The sequence below is a fragment of the Psychrobacillus sp. Z16_25 genome, assembly GCF_056856695.1.
Window position 1 is genome coordinate 25,321 of the sequence record NZ_JBXEOV010000019.1, and the last position, 18,524, is coordinate 43,844.

Genomic DNA, 18,524 nt, shown 5'->3' on the forward strand with positions numbered 1-18,524 from the left:
CGACACCTCTAGTTGACTGTTCTTAAGCCGTTTTGGGATTTGACCACCTTTAATAGACGACCGTACATTTCTCGTGAACTCCTTTGTTTCGCACGCTTTGTGAACATCTCTGTACTACCCACAAGCATCAGCAATTCTCTTGCGCGAGACAGCGCCACATTTAATCTTCGGTAGTCGTTGGCAAACCCGATATCTCCACTCTTCTCTTGGTTGTTTCGAACCATACTTAGAATAATGACATCCATCTCCATCCCTTGGAACTTATCCACGGTCCCTGTACGAAGGTGGAGATGCTTCAAGCTAATTTCCTGTTGAATAAGTCGATCGATTCTCTTTACCTGTTCTCCGTAGAAGCTAATAACCCCGACACTTTTCTTTTCACCTGGAGCCATCCTACCCTCTTTAATAGCAGCCTCTGTTGCTCTATCCAGATCAAAAAGCACTTCTCGGATTTTATCCAGCTCTGCCTGGTTAAATCTACTTTTCCCATCCTTCATTCTTTCTTCAAAGTATTTGCTTTCGTTTGGCATATCAAGCCATAACAAATGATCCTGCCTCTTCACATAACGTGATTCTAATAAGTGATCACGCATACTATCCGAGTCTGTAAGACCACATTGAAGGCGATAGTTTTCTTCCTCGTAGAACGGTGTGATCGTATTCATAATGTTTTCGTGCATACGATATTGAATAGCTAGCATCGTCTTATGGCTACTCGGCAGATTTTTGAACAATCTTTCGAATAAAGACTCCTTTAATAGCTTTTTCAGCTCTTCTTTTTCCTCAAAGTTATCACTTTCTTCTAAAATGGCTTGTAACGTTTCCTCTAATGTATCCTCTCCAACAAGTGGAGGAAGCTGATGATGATCTCCAACCAAGATGATTTTCTTTCCTTTTAGCATTGGCAACAGCAATTCTGGAGGTGTTGCCTTTGAAACCTCATCGATGATTACTACATCAAATGTCGGATAGTTTTCCATAAACTCCTTGCGAGCAGAGGCTACACAGGTTGTCCCAATCAAGTTGGCATGTCTTACATAAAGCTTGCGGATCTCATCCAAGTCATGATCGTTGGCATCCTGTAGAAATTCTGCCCATTGCTTTTGAAGAGCTTGGGTTATTGGTAGACTTGCTAGCTGCTGCTCACATTCCTTTTTCTCCTGCTCTAGCACTTTTTTATCTATCTTTGTACTCTCTAGCTCTGCTTCTGGATTTGACTTTATTAGTTCCTCCAAACTCGTGAAAGCTTTTTCTAACGCTACACCAGCCACATTGATTTTCTTTACTTCTTGCTCACAGCTTTCTATTTTCGTTCGAAGCTCTTCCATTCGTTCGCTCATTTTAGCTAATTTTTCCGAATGATGGCTTAAGCGCTTTGCATAGTTTATAACGGTATCTTCTACCTTTTTTAATTCCTCTTGCTTCTTTTGATGGCTCTGGAGAGAGTGTTTTAGTTCAGCAAGACCAGGCATTGTCTCTGAATCAGCTATATTCATACTCTCAAGCTGAGCCTTTAACTGTCCCAATTGCTGAGAGTATGCCAAGTTTTTATTTGCTAAGTCTCTTTTTTTAGGCTCATAATGTAACGCCTCTGAACGGATTTGCTTAGCCAACTCCTGCTTAATCGATTGATATTTAGTAGTAGTGCTCTGTTTTGCGTGCTGAAGCATTTCTCCTTGCTTCCAAACATACTTCCTTCTTACATAACAGCCTTCAAGAAGTATACTAAGCTTTTCCGCGTTCACATCGTCTTCCGAAGCAAGGATAGACTTCATACGGTCCATAAATTGATGGATTTCCTTTACGGTATAGCTAGAATCGTAAACGATCCCACTTCTTCCTGCATTTTGGAGGATGTTTTCGACCGCTACATTTTTCTTTTTCAATAGTCTTTCCAGATAGTCTATTGCAGCTGCAAGTCTTGCATTTACTTCTTGCCAATCTGCAAAGCTTTTAATTTTTTCAATGATGGCATCCAATTCTTCCATTTGCTGATTAAGCAAGAAAGAAGGAGTCAATCCGATATCGTCTATCTTTTTCTTCAATTCGTCAAATTTTTTAATGGCATTTACTTGTTCAACGAGCTGCTCAGATTGTCCGGATTTCAGCTGAATAAGACGATATTCTTCTTTCGTCTTTTCTAATTCCTCTTCTATCTGTTTATATGTGAAAGACTTTTCTTGGAAGGCAATCTCTCGATTTGTCCTATCTATCTCTACCGCCAATACACTTAGCTCATCTGTTATCTGCTGAATGGACGAATGAGAAGCTATAAACCCCTCGAGTTTATTTGTCTCTTCTATCAGTTTGGCTCTCTCGGTCTGAAGTTTTGCAAGCTCGTTCTCTTGCTCCTCCTGCTCCTTCTTCCAGCGGATTAATGTCTTCTTAAGTGCCCTTATTTCTTGTAGCGTTTCCTCTTGTTTCTTTTGAGCCTTCTCTTTTTCAACAATCTTTTCTTCCAGTGTCTTTATTTGCACACCTATATCCGTTATCTCTTTTTCTAAGTCTGATAACCTCTCCTTAAGCTGTCCTTCCTTTAAAGGATGCTCTTCTATTTCTTTGCTTAAGGCAGCATAGGTCTGTTCTTTCCAGTAGAGGCCTACATTCTCCTCTATAAATTTTTTCCCTTCCTCTTCGATACTTTCTGTTCTACCAAAACGAAGAATCCGAATATCTTTATTAGAAAGGAGTCGGCCTAATGCATTGTCTACTGCAAGGTTAGATTGAGAGGCTACCAAGGTTCGGAGACCTGCTTTTGCATTCTGTTGACAGATTTCTGAAATAACAGTTGTTTTCCCTGTTCCAGGGGGTCCTTGAATGACATAAAGATCTTCAGAAGAAACTGCACCAATAACAGCTTCACGCTGATATTCGTTCAGCCGGTTATGAAATTCAAGCTCTTTGTTCTTCTGGTGTATACGTACGGTCGGTCTATCCTCAAATAATATCTTCTCTAAATTTGGGTTTGCCGCCAATCCATTTTGTAAGTCTTCAAAGCCCTTTCGAAGACGTCTAATTTGACTGAGAGTGGCAAAATTACTAAAGACCATTTCCTTTGAGCTTGTATTTACTTGATTTTTTCTAGCAACTTCTCGAAATCGAGGTCTAACCTCCACCTCAATGAGTTTTTTTGCTTTGTCTGCTCTTAGTACGTCGCCGACTTCTCCAGTCATCCCTTTAATACTTGCACTAAGGCCCTTTAACTTTCCCCAAGCCTTTGCTTCTAGCTGAGTTCCATGTACAGTCATGCGACTGAAGTCTTCGTTAAAATGAAGATGGGTAAAGCTTATCGTTATATCTTCTACATCTGCATTTTTTTCTTGTATTTTTAAGTAACCTTCCCAGCTTGAAATCCGTTTTTTTACATACTCAGACCTTTCCTCCGCAACTGGAAGATCCCGAATCAATGTATGTAAAGACAACGGAAGTCCAGCACCATTGTTTTTAGCTGTCACAAAACTTAAAGATACCGCTAATCTTCTATTTGTTACGACAGGTGTATTGGCTCCTCTAATAATAAGTGCTGTAGCTAGAAAACCATCATTCTGAAGCACGCATTCTAAAACAGCTACTTTTCCTCCAAGGATCTCAGAAAGCTTTTTATTGGAATCATTATCAAAATAGATGGATACAGTTACATTTCCATGTGCATTTAGTGGCTTTTTTTCAATATAAACATGGTAAGACTCTTGCATTCGAAAAAAGTCATGTTCATCAGTTGACCATTCCTGTATCCCTTTACGTGCGTTATTTGTTATTTTCAAGTTGCATCGTATCGTTTTTTCTAGGGTTTTAGCTAAACTCATGAACAGGACCTCCTTTATTATTCTCCAACCTTTATATCCTAGCACTTTTTCTCTCAATCTTAAATTGGCTTACAGATAAAAAATTTTGTTAGGTTTTAGGAAATTTCTTATATACACCCCTTTTTACTAATCTATTTTTCTATTCGTTTACCAAAATTTATTTTTTTGTCCATTTTATGAACTTTTTTATTGATATTTTCCTTCTGTTTAAATTAGAATAGTAATACAGTTTAAGGCTGAATATTCCGAAAACTGAAATATTTAGTAGGAGGTATGGAGATGACGAAGAATTTAGAAAGCGTTTTCAAATCAGATAGTCCTAGCCCCGATCAAAAAAATTCCAAGAAAGAGGTGGAATCAAATAAGCGAAAGGATGAACATATCCACAACTATGTTGCTATTTCAGAAAGCAAGGAATTTAAAGCCTTAAAAAAACGAAAAGTAAAATTTATCCTTCCTATTACTATATTTTTCTTGTTGTTTTATATTAGTTTGCCTATCTTAACCTCTTATACCACTATTCTAAACGAACCAGCAATTGGTGATATTACATGGGTTTGGATACTTGCGCTTGCACAGTTTATTATGACTTGGACTCTTTGTATGATTTATGTAAGTAAAGCAAACGGTTTTGATAAAGATGCAGATGAAATTATAGAAAAAGAAAAGGCCGGTGATTACGCTTGAATATAAGTGCGATAGGTTTAGTATTTTTTGTAGGAATTGTTCTTCTAACACTATTTGTTACGTATATAGCTTCAAAACGAACAAATTCTGCGAGTGAATTTTATACTGCCGGCGGAGGGTTAACCGGCTGGCAAAACGGAATAGCAATTGCTGGAGATTATCTTTCAGCGGCATCCTTCTTAGGGATTGCTGGTGCTATTGCACTTTTCGGATTTGATGGATTTTTCTATAGCGTCGGCTATTTAGTTGCATACTTAGTGGTGCTATACATTGTAGCCGAGCCATTAAGAAATTTAGGGAAATACACATTAGCGGATATGATTACTGCAAGGTTTAATCAGAAAAAGGTTCGTGGAGCAGCAGCGATCAGCACAATTACCATCGTATTATTTTATATGATTGCACAGCTAGTAGGGGCAGGAGCACTTATTAAACTTCTTCTTGGTATTGAATATTGGGTTGCTGTGTTAATCGTTGGTGTTATGATGACCGTCTATGTACTATGGGGTGGAATGGCGGCCACAAGCTGGGTTCAAATTATCAAGGCCGTTCTATTGATGCTAGGAACAGTAATTATTTCTTTCCTTGTGCTCCTTCACTTTAACTTTAATATTTTCTCCATGTTTACAGAGATGAAAAGTGCTACCCCACATGGCGAAGCTTATTTAAACGCTGGGGTAAAGTATACAAACGGGCTAGATACCATCTCAATGATGATTGCACTAGTTTTAGGGACAGCTGGTTTACCTCACATTCTGATGCGCTTCTTTACAGTAAAGGATGCTAAAACGGCTCGCAGCTCTGTTATTTATGCTACTTGGATTGTTGGTATATTCTATGTATTAACTATCTTCCTTGGCTTTGGTGCAGCTGCCTTAGTAAAATCAGAGGTAATTATTGCAGCGAACCCTGCTGGTAATATGGCTGCTCCTTTGTTAGCCCAAGCTCTAGGTGGAGACGCCTTAATGTCCTTTGTAGCAGCGGTTGCATTTGCAACTATCCTTGCTGTTGTGGCAGGGCTAGTATTATCAGGTGCTTCTGCTTTCGCTCATGATATTTATGGGCAAATTATTAAAAAAGGGAAAATAACAGAAAAAGAGCAAATGAAAGCCGCACGCTTTGCAGCAGTTGGAGTTTCCTTAATCTCGATTGTTTTAGCACTCGGCGCACAGACAATGAACGTAGCATTTTTAGTATCTATTGCTTTCTGTATTGCAGCTAGCGCGAACCTTCCAGTTATTATCTATACAATCTACTGGAAGAAATTCAATACTACTGGTGCTATGACTGCCATTCTATCGGGTCTAATTTCTGCGATTGTACTCGTTGCCCTGAGTCCTAATATTTGGGGAACAGATGGAACACACCTATTAAACGGCGAAGCTTTATTCCCATTAACAAACCCTGCCGTATTCTCTGTTCCTATTGGATTCATAGGAGGTATAGTTGGAACTTTAATTGGTTCACGTGCAGATGCTAAAAAGTATGCAGAGGTGGATGTTAAAGCGAATATAGGCCTTAAGTAAAATGACAGGTAATAAAATAAAAAAGCATGGAAATTTACTGATTGGTAATTTCCATGCTTTTATATATTCTCCGCACATTTATTTAATTTGCGTCTGGGAATACATCCTTTAAGGTAGTCTTAAATTCGTCATAGAACCCTTCGATAGGCTCCCCTGCTTTAATTTTCTCTCCATAACCTTTTATTCGCTCAAAGAAATCTGGATCAAGAGATACGTATACATTATTAAAATCTTTTCCAGCCTCTCTAGCTTTGTCACCAATTTTTTGCTCGAGGTCCTTGCCGCCTTCATTTCCGTTTTTCGTTTTCACAGCCACGTATGCGTTATTTTCCGTCACTAGCACGTGTGCTGTTTCTACTTCTTCTAGTTCAGCAATTTTAGCTGCAGCTTCGTCTGCAACATCTACCTTTTGATTGTCGTTTGAAGATACAGTATTATTTCCAGTACCTTCTGTACCCCCATTGTTAGTATTTGTTTCTGCATTGTCGTTTGTGGAAGTACCATTACTATTATTGTTATTGTCATTTGCATTATCATCATTATTTCCACATGCAACTAAAAAGCCCACCAACAATAGCAGAGATAATAATTTAGTTATTTTTGACATATTAATTCCTCCTTCTATGTTTATGTGAATAGGATGTGTAGGAGATTTGGAAATATGCATAAGAATATAGTTAGAAACGATAAATTATAGACGGAATTTTCTGTTATAATGTAACTATAACTTAAGATCGATGTACGATTAAGAAAATTTCTCCCTGAATAGCAACTTGTTTTAAGAGTCGAATGAAAGATAACTTCTACTTTTACTGCATACATAATTTTGAGGATGTTAATAAGGAGGTATTTTATGAGTAGCACATTATTTAAACTGTTAGAGGAATCATACGGAGAAATGGTTGATATTAGAAGATATTTACATATGCACCCGGAGGTTTCTTTTAAGGAATATAATACTTCCCGGTATATTCAAGCATACTATGAGAAATTAGGGATCTCTTATAAGGGGCATGTTGGAGGGAATGGTGTAGTTGCTAAAATTAAAGGTGCTAAACCAGGTAAAACGGTAGCATTACGTGCAGACTTTGATGCATTACCTATTCAAGACGAGAAGGAAGTTCCGTATAAATCTACCGTACCAGGTGTGATGCATGCTTGTGGTCATGATGGTCATACTGCAGCCTTGCTGACCTTAGCAAAAGCAATTAATGAAATTCGAGAAGAACTAGCAGGAGAGTATGTATTTATACACCAGCATGCAGAGGAGTATGCTCCCGGAGGTGCTAAGCCGATGATTGAGGCTGGTTGTTTAGAAGGTGTCGAAGTTATTTTCGGCACACACTTATGGTCCCAAACACCTCTCGGTACAATCACTTATAGGAAGGGACCGATTATGGCTTCAGCCGATCGTTTTATCCTAACTATTCAAGGAAAAGGTGGTCACGGGGCAACACCACACGATACAAAAGATGCTATAGCCATTGCTTCCCAATTAGTTGTAAACTTACAGCAAATCGTATCGAGACGTGTTAATCCAACAGAGGCCGCAGTTCTTTCTGTGGGATCTTTTGTGGCTGAAAACGCATTTAATATAATAGCAGATACTGCAAAGCTAAGTGGCACGATCCGTACATTTACTCCTGAGATGCGAGATTTAATGGAGAGAGAGCTAAAGAGAGTGGTAGAAGGCACCTGTATTGCAGCAGATTGTACTTATTCTCTTACTTACGAGCGAGGTTATCCACCAGTCATCAACCATGAAAAAGAAACACACTATCTCACAAGGATAGCAACCTCGATTCCGGACATACAGCATGTAAAGGAATCAGAGCTACTAATGATTGGAGAAGACTTTGCTTACTATTTAGAAAAGGTTCCCGGTACTTTCTTTTTTACAGGAGCAAGACCAGCTGGAGAAGCTTATCCACACCATAGCCCTCGGTTTGATTTCGATGAAAAGGCAATGCTAATTGCTGCCAAAACGTTAGGGAAGGCTGCGCTGGACTACCAGCTGATATAGCTAGTCAAAATCGACGGCAGACTTAAACCGTCGATTTTTTTAGAAATTCACATCTAGATTTTTACTATTATCGCTACACCCAATGCTACAAATAAAGGAAGGGAGTTGGAGGCTTATCTACTTCTAACCAATAGATTTACTGCCTCCTGAATAGCAGCGTCCATCCTTTCTCCTTTTCCTTCTGCCTGTCGTACACATTCTACCAAGTTTTCGCTTACAATGACGCCAATTGTTCGGTCCACGGCTGATCTCACGGCGCTAAGTTGTGTAATTACTTCCTTACAATCTTTCCCTTCCTCCATCATACGTAAAACACCACGTAATTGACCTTCCATACGTCTAACACGGTTGAGTGTTTTCGCATCAAACTCCATTCCTCTCGCCTCCCTCTTGGCAGTATATCGATAATAGCTCTATTCACCCTATCTAAGAAATACAGCTGATGCAGATATCAGCTGTGTTTTTTACTTCCTTCTTACATTCCTTAATCTAATTTTACTTTTTGGAATGCTAGGAATCTCGACAAAGCTAAAGCTTAAATCTTGTTGCGGAACATCAAAATCTATTCGGTTAACGAAGAAGTCTAAGCTTATTTTCATGATTTCAATTGTCACCCATTCTCCAGCACACCTATGCCCCAAGTCAAACTCTCCCCCTCCTTGAGGGATAAAGCTAAAAGTAGAGTCTTGCCATTCTAAAAACCTCTCTGGTCTGAACAACTCAGGGTTTTCCCAAAGGTTCGGGTCATGGTTTGTTCCATATAAATCAAGAAGCGTAAGTGTTCCTTCCTCAAATTGATATCCTTTCCAAGTAAAGTCCTTTTTCACCTTTGCTACCGCTGTTGGAAAGAAAGGATAAAACCTTCGAACCTCTTGAATAAACGTCTTTTTATATTTTTCTTCCTTCAAATCTAGCTTTTCTCTCTCTTGAGGATACTGAATAACAGCAAGTGCAGTAAAACTTAGATACACAGAGATTGCAATAATAGGACGTAGCACATTTATTACTTCCACTGCCACTATTTTGGCATCTAATAGCTCACCACGCAGGTCCTTATGGAATGAAAAAATTTGTAATGCTGAACCCTTAGGGGGATTCAATTGACCTAACCGAACCTCTTTTACTAACCTTTCAATCCATTCCTCTGCTTCTCTCCTTGCCCTTCTACCCGCCCAATGTTCCGGACCCATTGCTGCGGGAGATTCAAAAAGCTTTCCTAGCAGTACACTCTTTTGTTTTTCTTCTCCCTCCACTAAAGGAACACCTGCCCATTTGCAGGCAATTTTACAAAGAAGCTTTTTTGCTTCCTCATATACAATTATTTCTTCTTGTTTTTCCCATTCTAGTATTTCAGCTTGCCAGCATTTTTGAGTTATATCTTTTAATCTTTCCATACATTCTGGAGCCATCGCTGCTAGAAGCATTGCTTTACGATTACGATGCTCTGGGCCATCTAAAGTTTGAACAGCTCCTTCTCCAAATAGTGTCTTCTTTACTCGGTTGGGAGCCGCACCGTTTCGAATAAACTTTTCATTATCATAAAAAAGCTCTGCTGCTTCCTTGCCTCCCAAACAAATTGCTTTCTTTCCTAGCAGGCGCGTTTCGAATATATCGGAAGCAAAGGCCTTCCTTCTATTTGGTACAAACAAATACCCTTCCCTTAAAAGCGTCAGACTATGGTCTATTCCTTCTTCTTTTGGTATTTCCCTTGGATCCTTCATGATAGCTCACTCCCTTATATATCTATTCTTACTAATTGCTTCCCTTTTTATGCTTAATAAAACTATTGCAAGGTGCAACTAACAGAAAAACAATAAAGTGAAACTTTGATTGGTGGGGGTTTTCCTTCATCCCCCACCAATCATTAGTTGAACCAATCGGGTTTTTAGGGACAGTTGATCTCCCACTTAGCTGTCTCATTTCTTTTGCCATCTTGAAGTGGGAGTCTAACTGTCCCTTAATGCGGGATAAAGAGTATGGTAAAATAGGTAATACTATTGCAAGAGAGGAAGGTTTTAGATGAAATCACCTTTTACATATAAACATTTGGAACCAAAGGAATTAGTAGATAATATGCCAGCCATCTTTTTATTACATGGTATGGGAAGCAACGAGGAAGACTTACCACAGCTTGTCCAAGAATTTAAAGATACCCACCATCTCTTTAGCCTAAGAGGACCAATTGTACATAATCCTGGTTATGCTTTTTTTACAATTGAAGAGGAAGGAAAACCTGAACGTCACGTCTTTGACCAAATAATCGTACATATTCAAGCGTTTATAAGAGAGGCAATCAATGAATATAAACTGGATCCATCCAAAATTGTTATCCTAGGCTTTAGTCAAGGTGCAGTACTGGCCCAAACTTTAGGTATTACAATGGGTAAAGAAATTCAAGCGGTGGTAGCGTTAAGCGGATACTTACCGGACTTTGTCAGGGATGAATACAGAAAATCTACAATTGATCATTTAAAAATCTTTATCTCTCATGGAGAGTATGATTATATAATCCCGACTATACGTGGAGTCGAGAGCATGGAATATTTTGAAGATGCCGGAGCAGAAGTAACCTTTAAAACTTATGGTGAAGGTCACGGGGTTGTTCCTGAAAATCATAGGGATTTAGTAGAATTTTTAAAGCATATATAAAACATCTAAAAACCGGCTCTTAGGGCCGGTTTTTTTATTGTTAGTTGGAAGGTGAAAACGATGAAAGATAGCAAAGATACACTGGAAATCTAGCGGCCACTTGTCATGCCATTCCACCATTCTAAATGAGAGTAAATCTACACTGAATGAGAGTATCTACCTCTCGAACGAGAGTAAAGGACCTGAACGAGAGTATTTCTGCTCTATCCGAGAGTAACTCCTTCATGAGCGAGATTAACCTCTAGTTGAACGAGAGTAAACTACCCCCAAACGAGAGTTAGGCTGCACAGAAAATTTAACGGACACTTTAATCAACAGCCCATAGCTATTTCACACAAGAAAAGGCCAATACTAACGGAATTCTTTGTCTCCGCTGATATTCTTCTTCCTCCAGAAAATTTTCCCTTTCCGGTTTTCCTTCCCGCATATCCACAATGTTAAAGCCTGCATTCCGGAGCGCCTGAAAATACGTTTCCAATGTCCGATGATATTTTACGACTGACTGATTAATCCAAGGTTCCTTCCTTTCACCCTCATGAAAATAATCATCCACAATCCAATCCTCCCGTTTCTCTCCAGCTTGCTTGCTTTTAAAGGATGAGGTGGTCAGTGGGTGCTGGACACTAAAAACAAACCGTCCATCCCGCTTCAATGTCTTATAAATTTGTTCAAAAAGCTTCTGAATATCCTCTACGTAATGGATAGCAAAACGAGAGGTTACAAGGTCGAAGCTCTCTTCTGGATATTCAAATGTCTCCATCGTTCCGGCTACAATCTCTCCATTTAACCCTTTTACATTTTCTAATGCAGCAGCTCTCATTTGGAAAGATCCCTCAAGACCCGTATAAGATAGGATTCCCTTCTCTAAAAGGAGTTCCCTACCAAAGGATGCATCTCCACATCCTAGATCTAGAACAGTGTATCCTTCGGAACTTCCTATTAGCTCGAATATAATAGGACCTTCAATTGCAATATTTGGACTTTGTTTTCTATTTCTTCTCTCCATATAGCTAGCAAAAAACGCCTCTTGGTCATAAACACTAGATCCCTTATAATCCATCTTGATCCCCCTTTTCTTTCTGGATAATTTTACATGAATAATTACCCAATAGATATACTGTCACCAAAAATGTACAAGTGACTATCTCTGCCCCGACAAGCAATCGGGGAACGGCCAGGAAGAACTTGGTACCCATTTGACCTTGGGGGCAAGGCTTAATCTTTTTACGATGCTTCAAGCTAAATGCTATATTTCGTAAACTGTAAGATGTGGATATAGGATTAACTCTGTCATACATCCTTCTCCTCCCCAAATCTATCTTCCACAAATAATTTCTACATTCGGATGCTCCTTTAGACGACTAGCTGGAATACTCTCTGTTACCGGTCCTTCTCGAAATTGTTGCATGGTATTCATTTTATTTTCTCCAAATGCTAGCAACACTATTTTCTTTGCCCCCATGATTGTCTTGATTCCCATTGTAATCGCTTGTTCAGGTACCTCCTGCCCCTCAGGAAAGTACTTGGCATTTTCTAATCTTGTTTGCTCTGCCAGTGTCACTACATGTGTAGTTGACGAAAAAGGTGTTCCAGGCTCATTAAATCCTATATGTCCATTGACCCCTATTCCTAATAGTTGCAAATCAATTCCTTCACATGCTGCGATAGATGCCTCATATCTCTTACACTCTGCATCTAAATCTTCTGCCAAGCCATTTGGAAGATGAATATTCTCACTTGGAGTATCAATGTGCCGGAATAAATGCTCTTGCATATAAGTATGATAGCTTGTTACATCTTGCGGAGAAATTCCAACATACTCATCTAAATTAAAGGTTTTCACCTTCGAAAAAGAAAGTCCTTGCTGATATAGCTTTATAAGCTCTTGATAAAAACCGATAGGAGTACCACCAGTTGCAAGGCCTAGCACACTATCGGGTTTTTCCTCTATCTGTTTCTTAAAAATCAATGCAGCCTGCTTACTCATTTCATCGTAGTTATTAACGTGTATCCATTTCATATTATTTTGCTTCATTGGAATAGCTCAGTCCACCTTTACAAAAAGTGTAGCAAACCTTAAAGACATCATTGACCAGAACAATATCTGCATCCTTTCCAACGGTAATACTACCTTTTCTATCATACACTCCTAATCGTTTTGCAGCGTTTTTAGATGAAATCCTTATTATCTCCTCCATCGACCAAGCGGATATTCGCTGCATCCTCGCTACTCCCTCATTCATCCTAAGAACACTACCCGCTAATGTTCCGTCCTCTAAAACAGCTTTTTGTTCATACACCTGCACTTGTTGATTTGCTAGTGTATAGCTTCCATCAGACAGTCCTTTTGCTCTCATAGAATCTGTGATAAGAACCATCCTTTCAGATCCAATTATTTTAACTAGCAGCCGAAGCATATCCTCGGACAGGTGGACCCCATCGGCGATTACCTCACAATATAGCTCATCTAATAATAATCCTGCGCCAACCATCCCGACCTCTCGATGATGGAGACCTGTCATCGCATTAGCATAATGCGTAAGATGAGATAGACCAACTTCCATTGCATCACTGATTTCTTGAAAGCTAGCCTTAGAATGACCTGCAGAGCTAATAATACCCTTTTCAGAGAGCATTCTGATTAGGTCAAACTGCTTATCTAACTCTGGAGCAAGTGTTACAATCTTTAAGTTCTCTAGCTTATCACCAAACCATTCCTTCAAAAGCTCACTTGAAGGAGCCTGAATAAATTGTTTTGGCTGTGCTCCTGCTTGCTCCGAATGAATAAAGGGACCTTCCAGATGAAATCCGAGCATTTCTGCCCCAAAGGGGTGTTGTTTTTCAAGCATTTGCCGATTAGCCGCTATTGCGTTCTTTATCGCTTCAGAAGATTGTGTCAAGGTTGTAGCCAAGTAGGAGGTTGTTCCCTCAGAAGGCAAATAAGTAGCTATTTTACATGCAGCTTCTACTGTACCATCCATGAAATCCGCACCCACCGCTCCATGAATATGAATATCAATAAAACCTGGAATCGCTATTAGTCCTGTTGCATCTATTGTCTCTTCAGCAGCAACCAATATACGGCGCTCCGAAATCTCATGAATTTTTCCATCCTTTATCAGAATTTCTCCATCTACCATTCGACCATCCTCTAAACAAATCCGGACATTTTGGATAAGTGTATTTCTCATTGGATAGTTTCTCCTCACTTTTCTTTCTTGTGTAGGTCTGTTTTTGTATATCTCCATAGCTTCCCTTGTTTCGTCTAAGTAAGTGATTGTCGTATAAAATTGCCTAGAAGCTATTGTCATGAACAATATATCGGTTTCCACCAAAATCTATCCTTAAAGCCTATAAAGCAACTTCTCCGTTCCTGTCTACTAACCATATGAATTAATGATGAAATAGTTGAAATATTATTTACAACCCAGTTTCAAATATTTTAATATTATACGAAATTGTTATGTGTGCTGTCGAAAAGAAATACAAAAAAGACATCTCCTTTGCCAGGGAGATGTCTACGTTAACTAATTGTTTGTTGTTGACTATATTTGCTTTAATAACTAAGAATTCGTTGACTAATTCTATACTTATTAAAAATTAAACTAAACTTCCACCGTTTTTCAAGTATTTTTCAATACCTTCAGCAGCACGGTAAGCTAAAGCTCCAACTGTGTTTGTTGGGTTGTAACCAGAGTTATGTGTAAATGCGCTTGCACCTGGAACGAATACATTTTCAAAATCCCACATTTGTAGATAGCTGTTCAATGCACTAGTTTCTGGGTCAGCACCCATAATAACTCCACCTGTATTGTGCGTAGATTGGTAGTTACGGATATCGTAGTCAGCAATATTTGCTCCCCCCATACTAACCTCTTTTGCACCCATTTGTTTCATAATTTCTGCAGATTTCTCACCCATGAATTTCATTAGGTTACGGTCTTGATCTTTCCAGTTGAATGTCATTCGAAGTAATGGATCTCCAAATGCATCTTTATAAGTAGGATCTAAGTCAATATAGTTGTCTTGCCATGGAAGAGATGCACCTTGCGCTTTAATAAGTAATGCACGGTTTGCATTGTTTACAGATGCATCTTTAAATTCTTTACCCCAGCTTGGTGTGCCATCAGGAACATTATTGTTTGCAATCGGACGATCACCTAATTGCGTAATATGGATAGTTGCCCCATGCAAGAAGTCTAAGTTAGAGTGATCGAAGAAGTCACCATTGAAGTCATCAATTTGTGCACCAAGAGCTCCTGCTCCACCATAAATATTGTACTCTTTATCAAAGAATCCTACTGCTCTTCCTAGGTAAGTTTGATAAGCGTAGTTTCTTCCGATTACACCTGTACCCGTTGTCGGATCATAAGGGCGGCCCATCTTAGAATTTAAAAGAATTTTAATGTTGTTTAGTTGGTACGCTGAAACAACCACCACTTCTGCCTCTTGAATAAATTCTTCACCTGTACGAGTATCTACATAAAGAACTCCCGTTGCTTTTCCATCCGTGTGTAATACACGACGAACAACACTGTGAGGACGCACTTCGAAGTTACCAGTTTCTTGAGCAACCGGTAATACAGTTACGATTGGAGACGCTTTTGCTCCATATTCACAGCCGAAGCGCTCACAGAACCCACAATATTGACAAGCAGCACGAGCTACTCCATCAGGATTTGTGTAAGCCTGAGATAAGTTATTAGACGGCATATGGTAAGGATGATAGCCTAGTTCATTTGATGCTTTTTTAAATAAAGCAGTAACAGGCGTTTCAATCATTGGTGGATTTGGGTACTTAACTTGAGGAGACCCTGGTAATGGGTTTGGCTCTCCGGAAATACCTGTCATTAAATCGAATTGATCGAAATATGGTTCAAGCTCTTTATAGGTAATCCCCCAGTCCTGAAGCATCATGCCTTTAGGAATTTTACCTTTACCATAACGTTTAACTGTTTCGGAATAAATCTCAAAGTCGTACGGTAAGAAACGGAATGTTTGGCCATTCCAGTGCTCACCTGAACCACCAGTTCCTTCACCAATTAAGAAGCTTCCCCACTCTCGATAAGGAAGTGCACGTTGTCTTGTATTATGTCTAAATGTTAGTGTTTCTTTCGATAAGTCTTGCATCATTTCTTTACGCTCCGCATAACGAAGCTCATCATGCGCCATCATATAATCAGCAGTTGTACGTTCTTTCCCACGTTCAATCCCTACAACCTTATATCCTTTTTTAGTAAGCTCTGCTGCGATAATACCGCCTGTCCAACCAACACCTACTAAAACTATATCTGTTTTTGGTAATTTTGTTGCCACAGTCTCTCACCTTTTCTCTTAATGTTGATGCTGTGAATTTAAGCTTTGTGGAGCAATCTTCACGAATTCATCTTTTTCCAATGTGCCTATATAGTTACCTTGGTGACCTGGGAAGTTTTTCATTTTCCAACCAGCCATATCTTTGTTTCCACCATACATCGGGTCAGCGTATGCTCCCTCAATCGTCATTTTTCTAAGTAAGCTAAAGAAGTAAGAAGAACTTACTGCCCCCTGAATTTTTACTTTGTTTGCTTCAAAATCCTTCAGTATTTCGATTTGCTCCTCTTCGGATAAAGCAGCAAAGCTTTTTTTAGCTTTTGATCTAGCAATTGCTTCTTTATTTAACGCAATAATCCCTAGATTAAAGATTTGCTGACGGTTCAAATGTGTTTGGTAACCTTGTTCCGGAACAGCTTCCCCTGGATAAAATGGTCCAGTCATATATTCTTTTGAGTTCAAACCAAACGGGCCAGCAAGCTGGTGATCAATGTAGTAAGTTACAAGCAATTCTTTCGCCCCGGGCCCTATATCTGTTTTCGGGAAGATTTGTTCAGCTGCAGCTTCCACTGTATCAAATTGTGTTTTATCAAAGAACATAAGAGCTTGGTTGTAATTAACGGATGCTGTTACTGGGCTATGTTTTTCTGTAGCTGTAGAACTGTCTTTTCCTAGAAGACTTCCTAGAGCTCCCCCTAATACAACTCCACCAACTGTCAAACCAGAGTTTTTGATAAATGTACGTCTTGAAGAACGTTTATCTAAAATAGGAACTTTCGTATCCTTTTCTGACATATAGAGAACCTCCTCAAAAAAATGAATTGTCTAACTATTTACCTAAGTAAATAAAGAACCAAAAAAAAGCGGTCTATTTACCCATTTAAGATTCTAATACTTTATAATGAGTTTTAGAAAATATTGGCACTAAAGAACTTTTCTATAATACTCCTATTTTGCTAAAATGTACACATTATTTTTTACATTTTTTATAATTTATTTCTATAAAATACCTTATCCCTAGGATATAATTGTGAATTATACCCTTTTAATTATAAGGAGGATGGATGGATGGTTAATGTCGGAATTCTAGAAGAACTAAAAAGATCATATTCTGAGCAAGGAGTTACTCTAACAGAAGCAGAACTAGAGGATAAAACGAAATTACAATTGATGGATGAATACTTTTCGCTGAATATTAAAATCTCTGCTGAAACAGTATTTGATTTTGTCCAAAAGGTCTTTGCAATTGATTTACAAAAGGCGGCTGTTTTAAACAGCGAACTACTAGAATCTTTGAAAAATCCGTCCCCAAAAGAAGCTTTAAACTATCTACTTAGAACTCAAGACAAGGATATTTCAGGCGAGGAAGTTCGCTACATGGTAAATAATATTTTTGGAGTTAACTTAAATGGAATTGTTTCATTAGAAGGTAAAAGAATCTCCCTCTACTCGAAGGACCAGTGGATCGTGCAGGGAGAAAATGATTTATTTATCGTTTCTACCGGTAAAAACGATCTAGATGTAAAGGTAGCAATCAGTGACTATTTTAAAGAAACAACTGGTTTAAAGGATATTCCTCTCCTATTAAAGGAATCGTTAGAGGAGCTAGGTTATACATGTCAAGACGGCTCGTATTGCTATTATGCTACCCCTGATCAGAAACCAGTACCCGATGCTTTTAAAGGTCGTACATTAGGACTTTTAATGAAAATTATTGAAGAGAATTACTTAAATTTATAATGAAGGACAAAATAATAGAAGTATTCAATCAGCTATCCACCGTTTATGCAACTACAGTCGATACAAAAAGTTTCTTTAATGCGGAATACGAAAGGCCAGCAATGCTTTCAGAGCTAGCACAAGATTTACAAGGGAATGATGTCCTTGACGCAGGCTGTGCTGCTGGATGGTACGCTGATATCCTTCTGCAAAGAGGGGCAAATGTAACTGCGGTAGATGTAAGTGAAGATATGGTTGTAGCTACTAAGCAACGTCTAGGAGACAAGGCAAAGATTTTCTGTTTGGATATAGAGGAAGAACTGCCTTTTCAAGATAGCTCCTTCGATATCATTTTAAGCTCTTTAACCCTTCATTATCTTAAAGATTGGAATTTGACGTTTCAAGAGTTCAAGAGAGTATTAAAGCCAGACGGATACTTACTATACTCAGTACACCATCCTTTTTCTGATACAACTCTCTTAAGCAAAGAAGCGAATTACTATTCTACAGAGCTACTTTTAGATACATGGGACAAAGAAGGAAAAAAATATGAAGTCCCCTTTTACCATAGACCACTTCAATCAATTATAAATGTTACAAGCAAGTATTTCACAATTAAAAAACTTGTGGAGCCATTACCAACACAGGAATTTAAAGCACTATACCCTGAGAGATTTAAACATCTACTAAATAATCCCCAATTTCTTATTGTTAAATCTATAAATAATAAAGTGAAACTTTGATTGGTGGGGGTTTTCTTTCATCCCCCACCAATCATTAGTTGAACCAATCGGGCTTTTA

General features: G+C 38.7%; 15 protein-coding genes. 6 read left to right on the top strand and 9 right to left on the bottom strand.

Annotated elements, in window-relative coordinates:
* Positions 1 to 8: 8 nt before the first annotated feature.
* Positions 9 to 3,806 carry a DEAD/DEAH box helicase gene (locus AC1VU3_RS15265; protein WP_480389947.1) on the bottom strand — a complete coding sequence of 1,266 codons (3,798 nt, stop codon included), beginning with the start codon at positions 3,804 to 3,806 and terminating at the stop codon, positions 9 to 11.
* 279 nt (positions 3,807 to 4,085) lie between these two features.
* On the opposite strand from AC1VU3_RS15265, the gene AC1VU3_RS15270 reads away from it, so the two are divergent.
* Positions 4,086 to 4,493, top strand: coding sequence for a DUF485 domain-containing protein (locus AC1VU3_RS15270; RefSeq protein ID WP_480389946.1), 408 nt, complete (start codon positions 4,086 to 4,088; stop codon positions 4,491 to 4,493).
* A gap of 2 nt (positions 4,494 to 4,495) precedes the next feature.
* The gene (locus AC1VU3_RS15275; RefSeq protein WP_480389974.1) at positions 4,496 to 6,019 is read left to right on the top strand and encodes a solute symporter family protein; all 1,524 of its coding nucleotides are present in this window, start codon (positions 4,496 to 4,498) and stop codon (positions 6,017 to 6,019) included.
* An 82-nt stretch (positions 6,020 to 6,101) separates the two neighbouring features.
* Here AC1VU3_RS15275 and AC1VU3_RS15280 read toward each other — a convergent pair whose 3' ends face one another.
* Positions 6,102 to 6,626: a YhcN/YlaJ family sporulation lipoprotein gene (locus AC1VU3_RS15280; RefSeq protein ID WP_480389945.1), complete on the bottom strand. Its 525-nt coding sequence runs from the start codon at positions 6,624 to 6,626 to the stop codon at positions 6,102 to 6,104.
* 246 nt (positions 6,627 to 6,872) lie between these two features.
* On the opposite strand from AC1VU3_RS15280, the gene AC1VU3_RS15285 reads away from it, so the two are divergent.
* The gene (locus tag AC1VU3_RS15285) at positions 6,873 to 8,042 is read left to right on the top strand and encodes a M20 metallopeptidase family protein (protein WP_480389944.1); all 1,170 of its coding nucleotides are present in this window, start codon (positions 6,873 to 6,875) and stop codon (positions 8,040 to 8,042) included.
* A gap of 113 nt (positions 8,043 to 8,155) precedes the next feature.
* Here the strand turns inward: AC1VU3_RS15285 and AC1VU3_RS15290 are convergent, their stop codons facing one another.
* Complete coding sequence (locus tag AC1VU3_RS15290) at positions 8,156 to 8,416, bottom strand: metal-sensitive transcriptional regulator (protein WP_482983914.1); 261 nt, start codon at positions 8,414 to 8,416, stop codon at positions 8,156 to 8,158.
* Positions 8,417 to 8,506: 90 nt separating this feature from the next.
* Complete coding sequence (gene cypC, locus AC1VU3_RS15295) at positions 8,507 to 9,763, bottom strand: CYP152 family fatty-acid peroxygenase CypC (protein ID WP_482983915.1); 1,257 nt, start codon at positions 9,761 to 9,763, stop codon at positions 8,507 to 8,509.
* A 298-nt stretch (positions 9,764 to 10,061) separates the two neighbouring features.
* Here cypC and AC1VU3_RS15300 point away from each other — a divergent pair, with 298 nt between their 5' ends.
* Entirely contained in the window at positions 10,062 to 10,691 is a 630-nt protein-coding gene (locus AC1VU3_RS15300; protein ID WP_480389941.1) for an alpha/beta hydrolase, read from the top strand.
* Positions 10,692 to 11,016: 325 nt separating this feature from the next.
* On the opposite strand, the gene AC1VU3_RS15305 is transcribed toward AC1VU3_RS15300, so the two are convergent.
* The 5 genes from AC1VU3_RS15305 to AC1VU3_RS15325 all read right to left on the bottom strand — a co-directional run bounded on the left by AC1VU3_RS15305 (position 11,017) and on the right by AC1VU3_RS15325 (position 16,799).
* A complete protein-coding gene (locus AC1VU3_RS15305; RefSeq protein WP_480389940.1) occupies positions 11,017 to 11,751 on the bottom strand; it encodes a class I SAM-dependent methyltransferase in 735 nt (244 codons plus the stop codon).
* A 255-nt stretch (positions 11,752 to 12,006) separates the two neighbouring features.
* Positions 12,007 to 12,711 carry a glucosamine-6-phosphate deaminase gene (gene nagB / locus AC1VU3_RS15310; RefSeq protein ID WP_480389973.1) on the bottom strand — a complete coding sequence of 235 codons (705 nt, stop codon included), beginning with the start codon at positions 12,709 to 12,711 and terminating at the stop codon, positions 12,007 to 12,009.
* Position 12,712: 1 nt separating this feature from the next.
* Complete coding sequence (nagA, locus tag AC1VU3_RS15315) at positions 12,713 to 13,882, bottom strand: N-acetylglucosamine-6-phosphate deacetylase (RefSeq protein ID WP_480389939.1); 1,170 nt, start codon at positions 13,880 to 13,882, stop codon at positions 12,713 to 12,715.
* A 409-nt stretch (positions 13,883 to 14,291) separates the two neighbouring features.
* The gene (locus AC1VU3_RS15320; protein ID WP_482983916.1) at positions 14,292 to 16,007 is read right to left on the bottom strand and encodes a GMC family oxidoreductase; all 1,716 of its coding nucleotides are present in this window, start codon (positions 16,005 to 16,007) and stop codon (positions 14,292 to 14,294) included.
* Between the two features lie 18 nt (positions 16,008 to 16,025).
* The gene (locus AC1VU3_RS15325) at positions 16,026 to 16,799 is read right to left on the bottom strand and encodes a gluconate 2-dehydrogenase subunit 3 family protein (RefSeq protein ID WP_480389937.1); all 774 of its coding nucleotides are present in this window, start codon (positions 16,797 to 16,799) and stop codon (positions 16,026 to 16,028) included.
* A gap of 273 nt (positions 16,800 to 17,072) precedes the next feature.
* On the opposite strand from AC1VU3_RS15325, the gene AC1VU3_RS15330 reads away from it, so the two are divergent.
* Positions 17,073 to 17,744, top strand: a complete 672-nt coding sequence (locus AC1VU3_RS15330) for a hypothetical protein (RefSeq protein WP_480389936.1) — start codon at positions 17,073 to 17,075, stop codon at positions 17,742 to 17,744.
* The gene (locus tag AC1VU3_RS15335; protein WP_480389935.1) at positions 17,744 to 18,466 is read left to right on the top strand and encodes a class I SAM-dependent methyltransferase; all 723 of its coding nucleotides are present in this window, start codon (positions 17,744 to 17,746) and stop codon (positions 18,464 to 18,466) included. The genes AC1VU3_RS15330 and AC1VU3_RS15335 overlap by 1 nt, the downstream gene beginning before the upstream one ends.
* Positions 18,467 to 18,524: the final 58 nt, after the last annotated feature.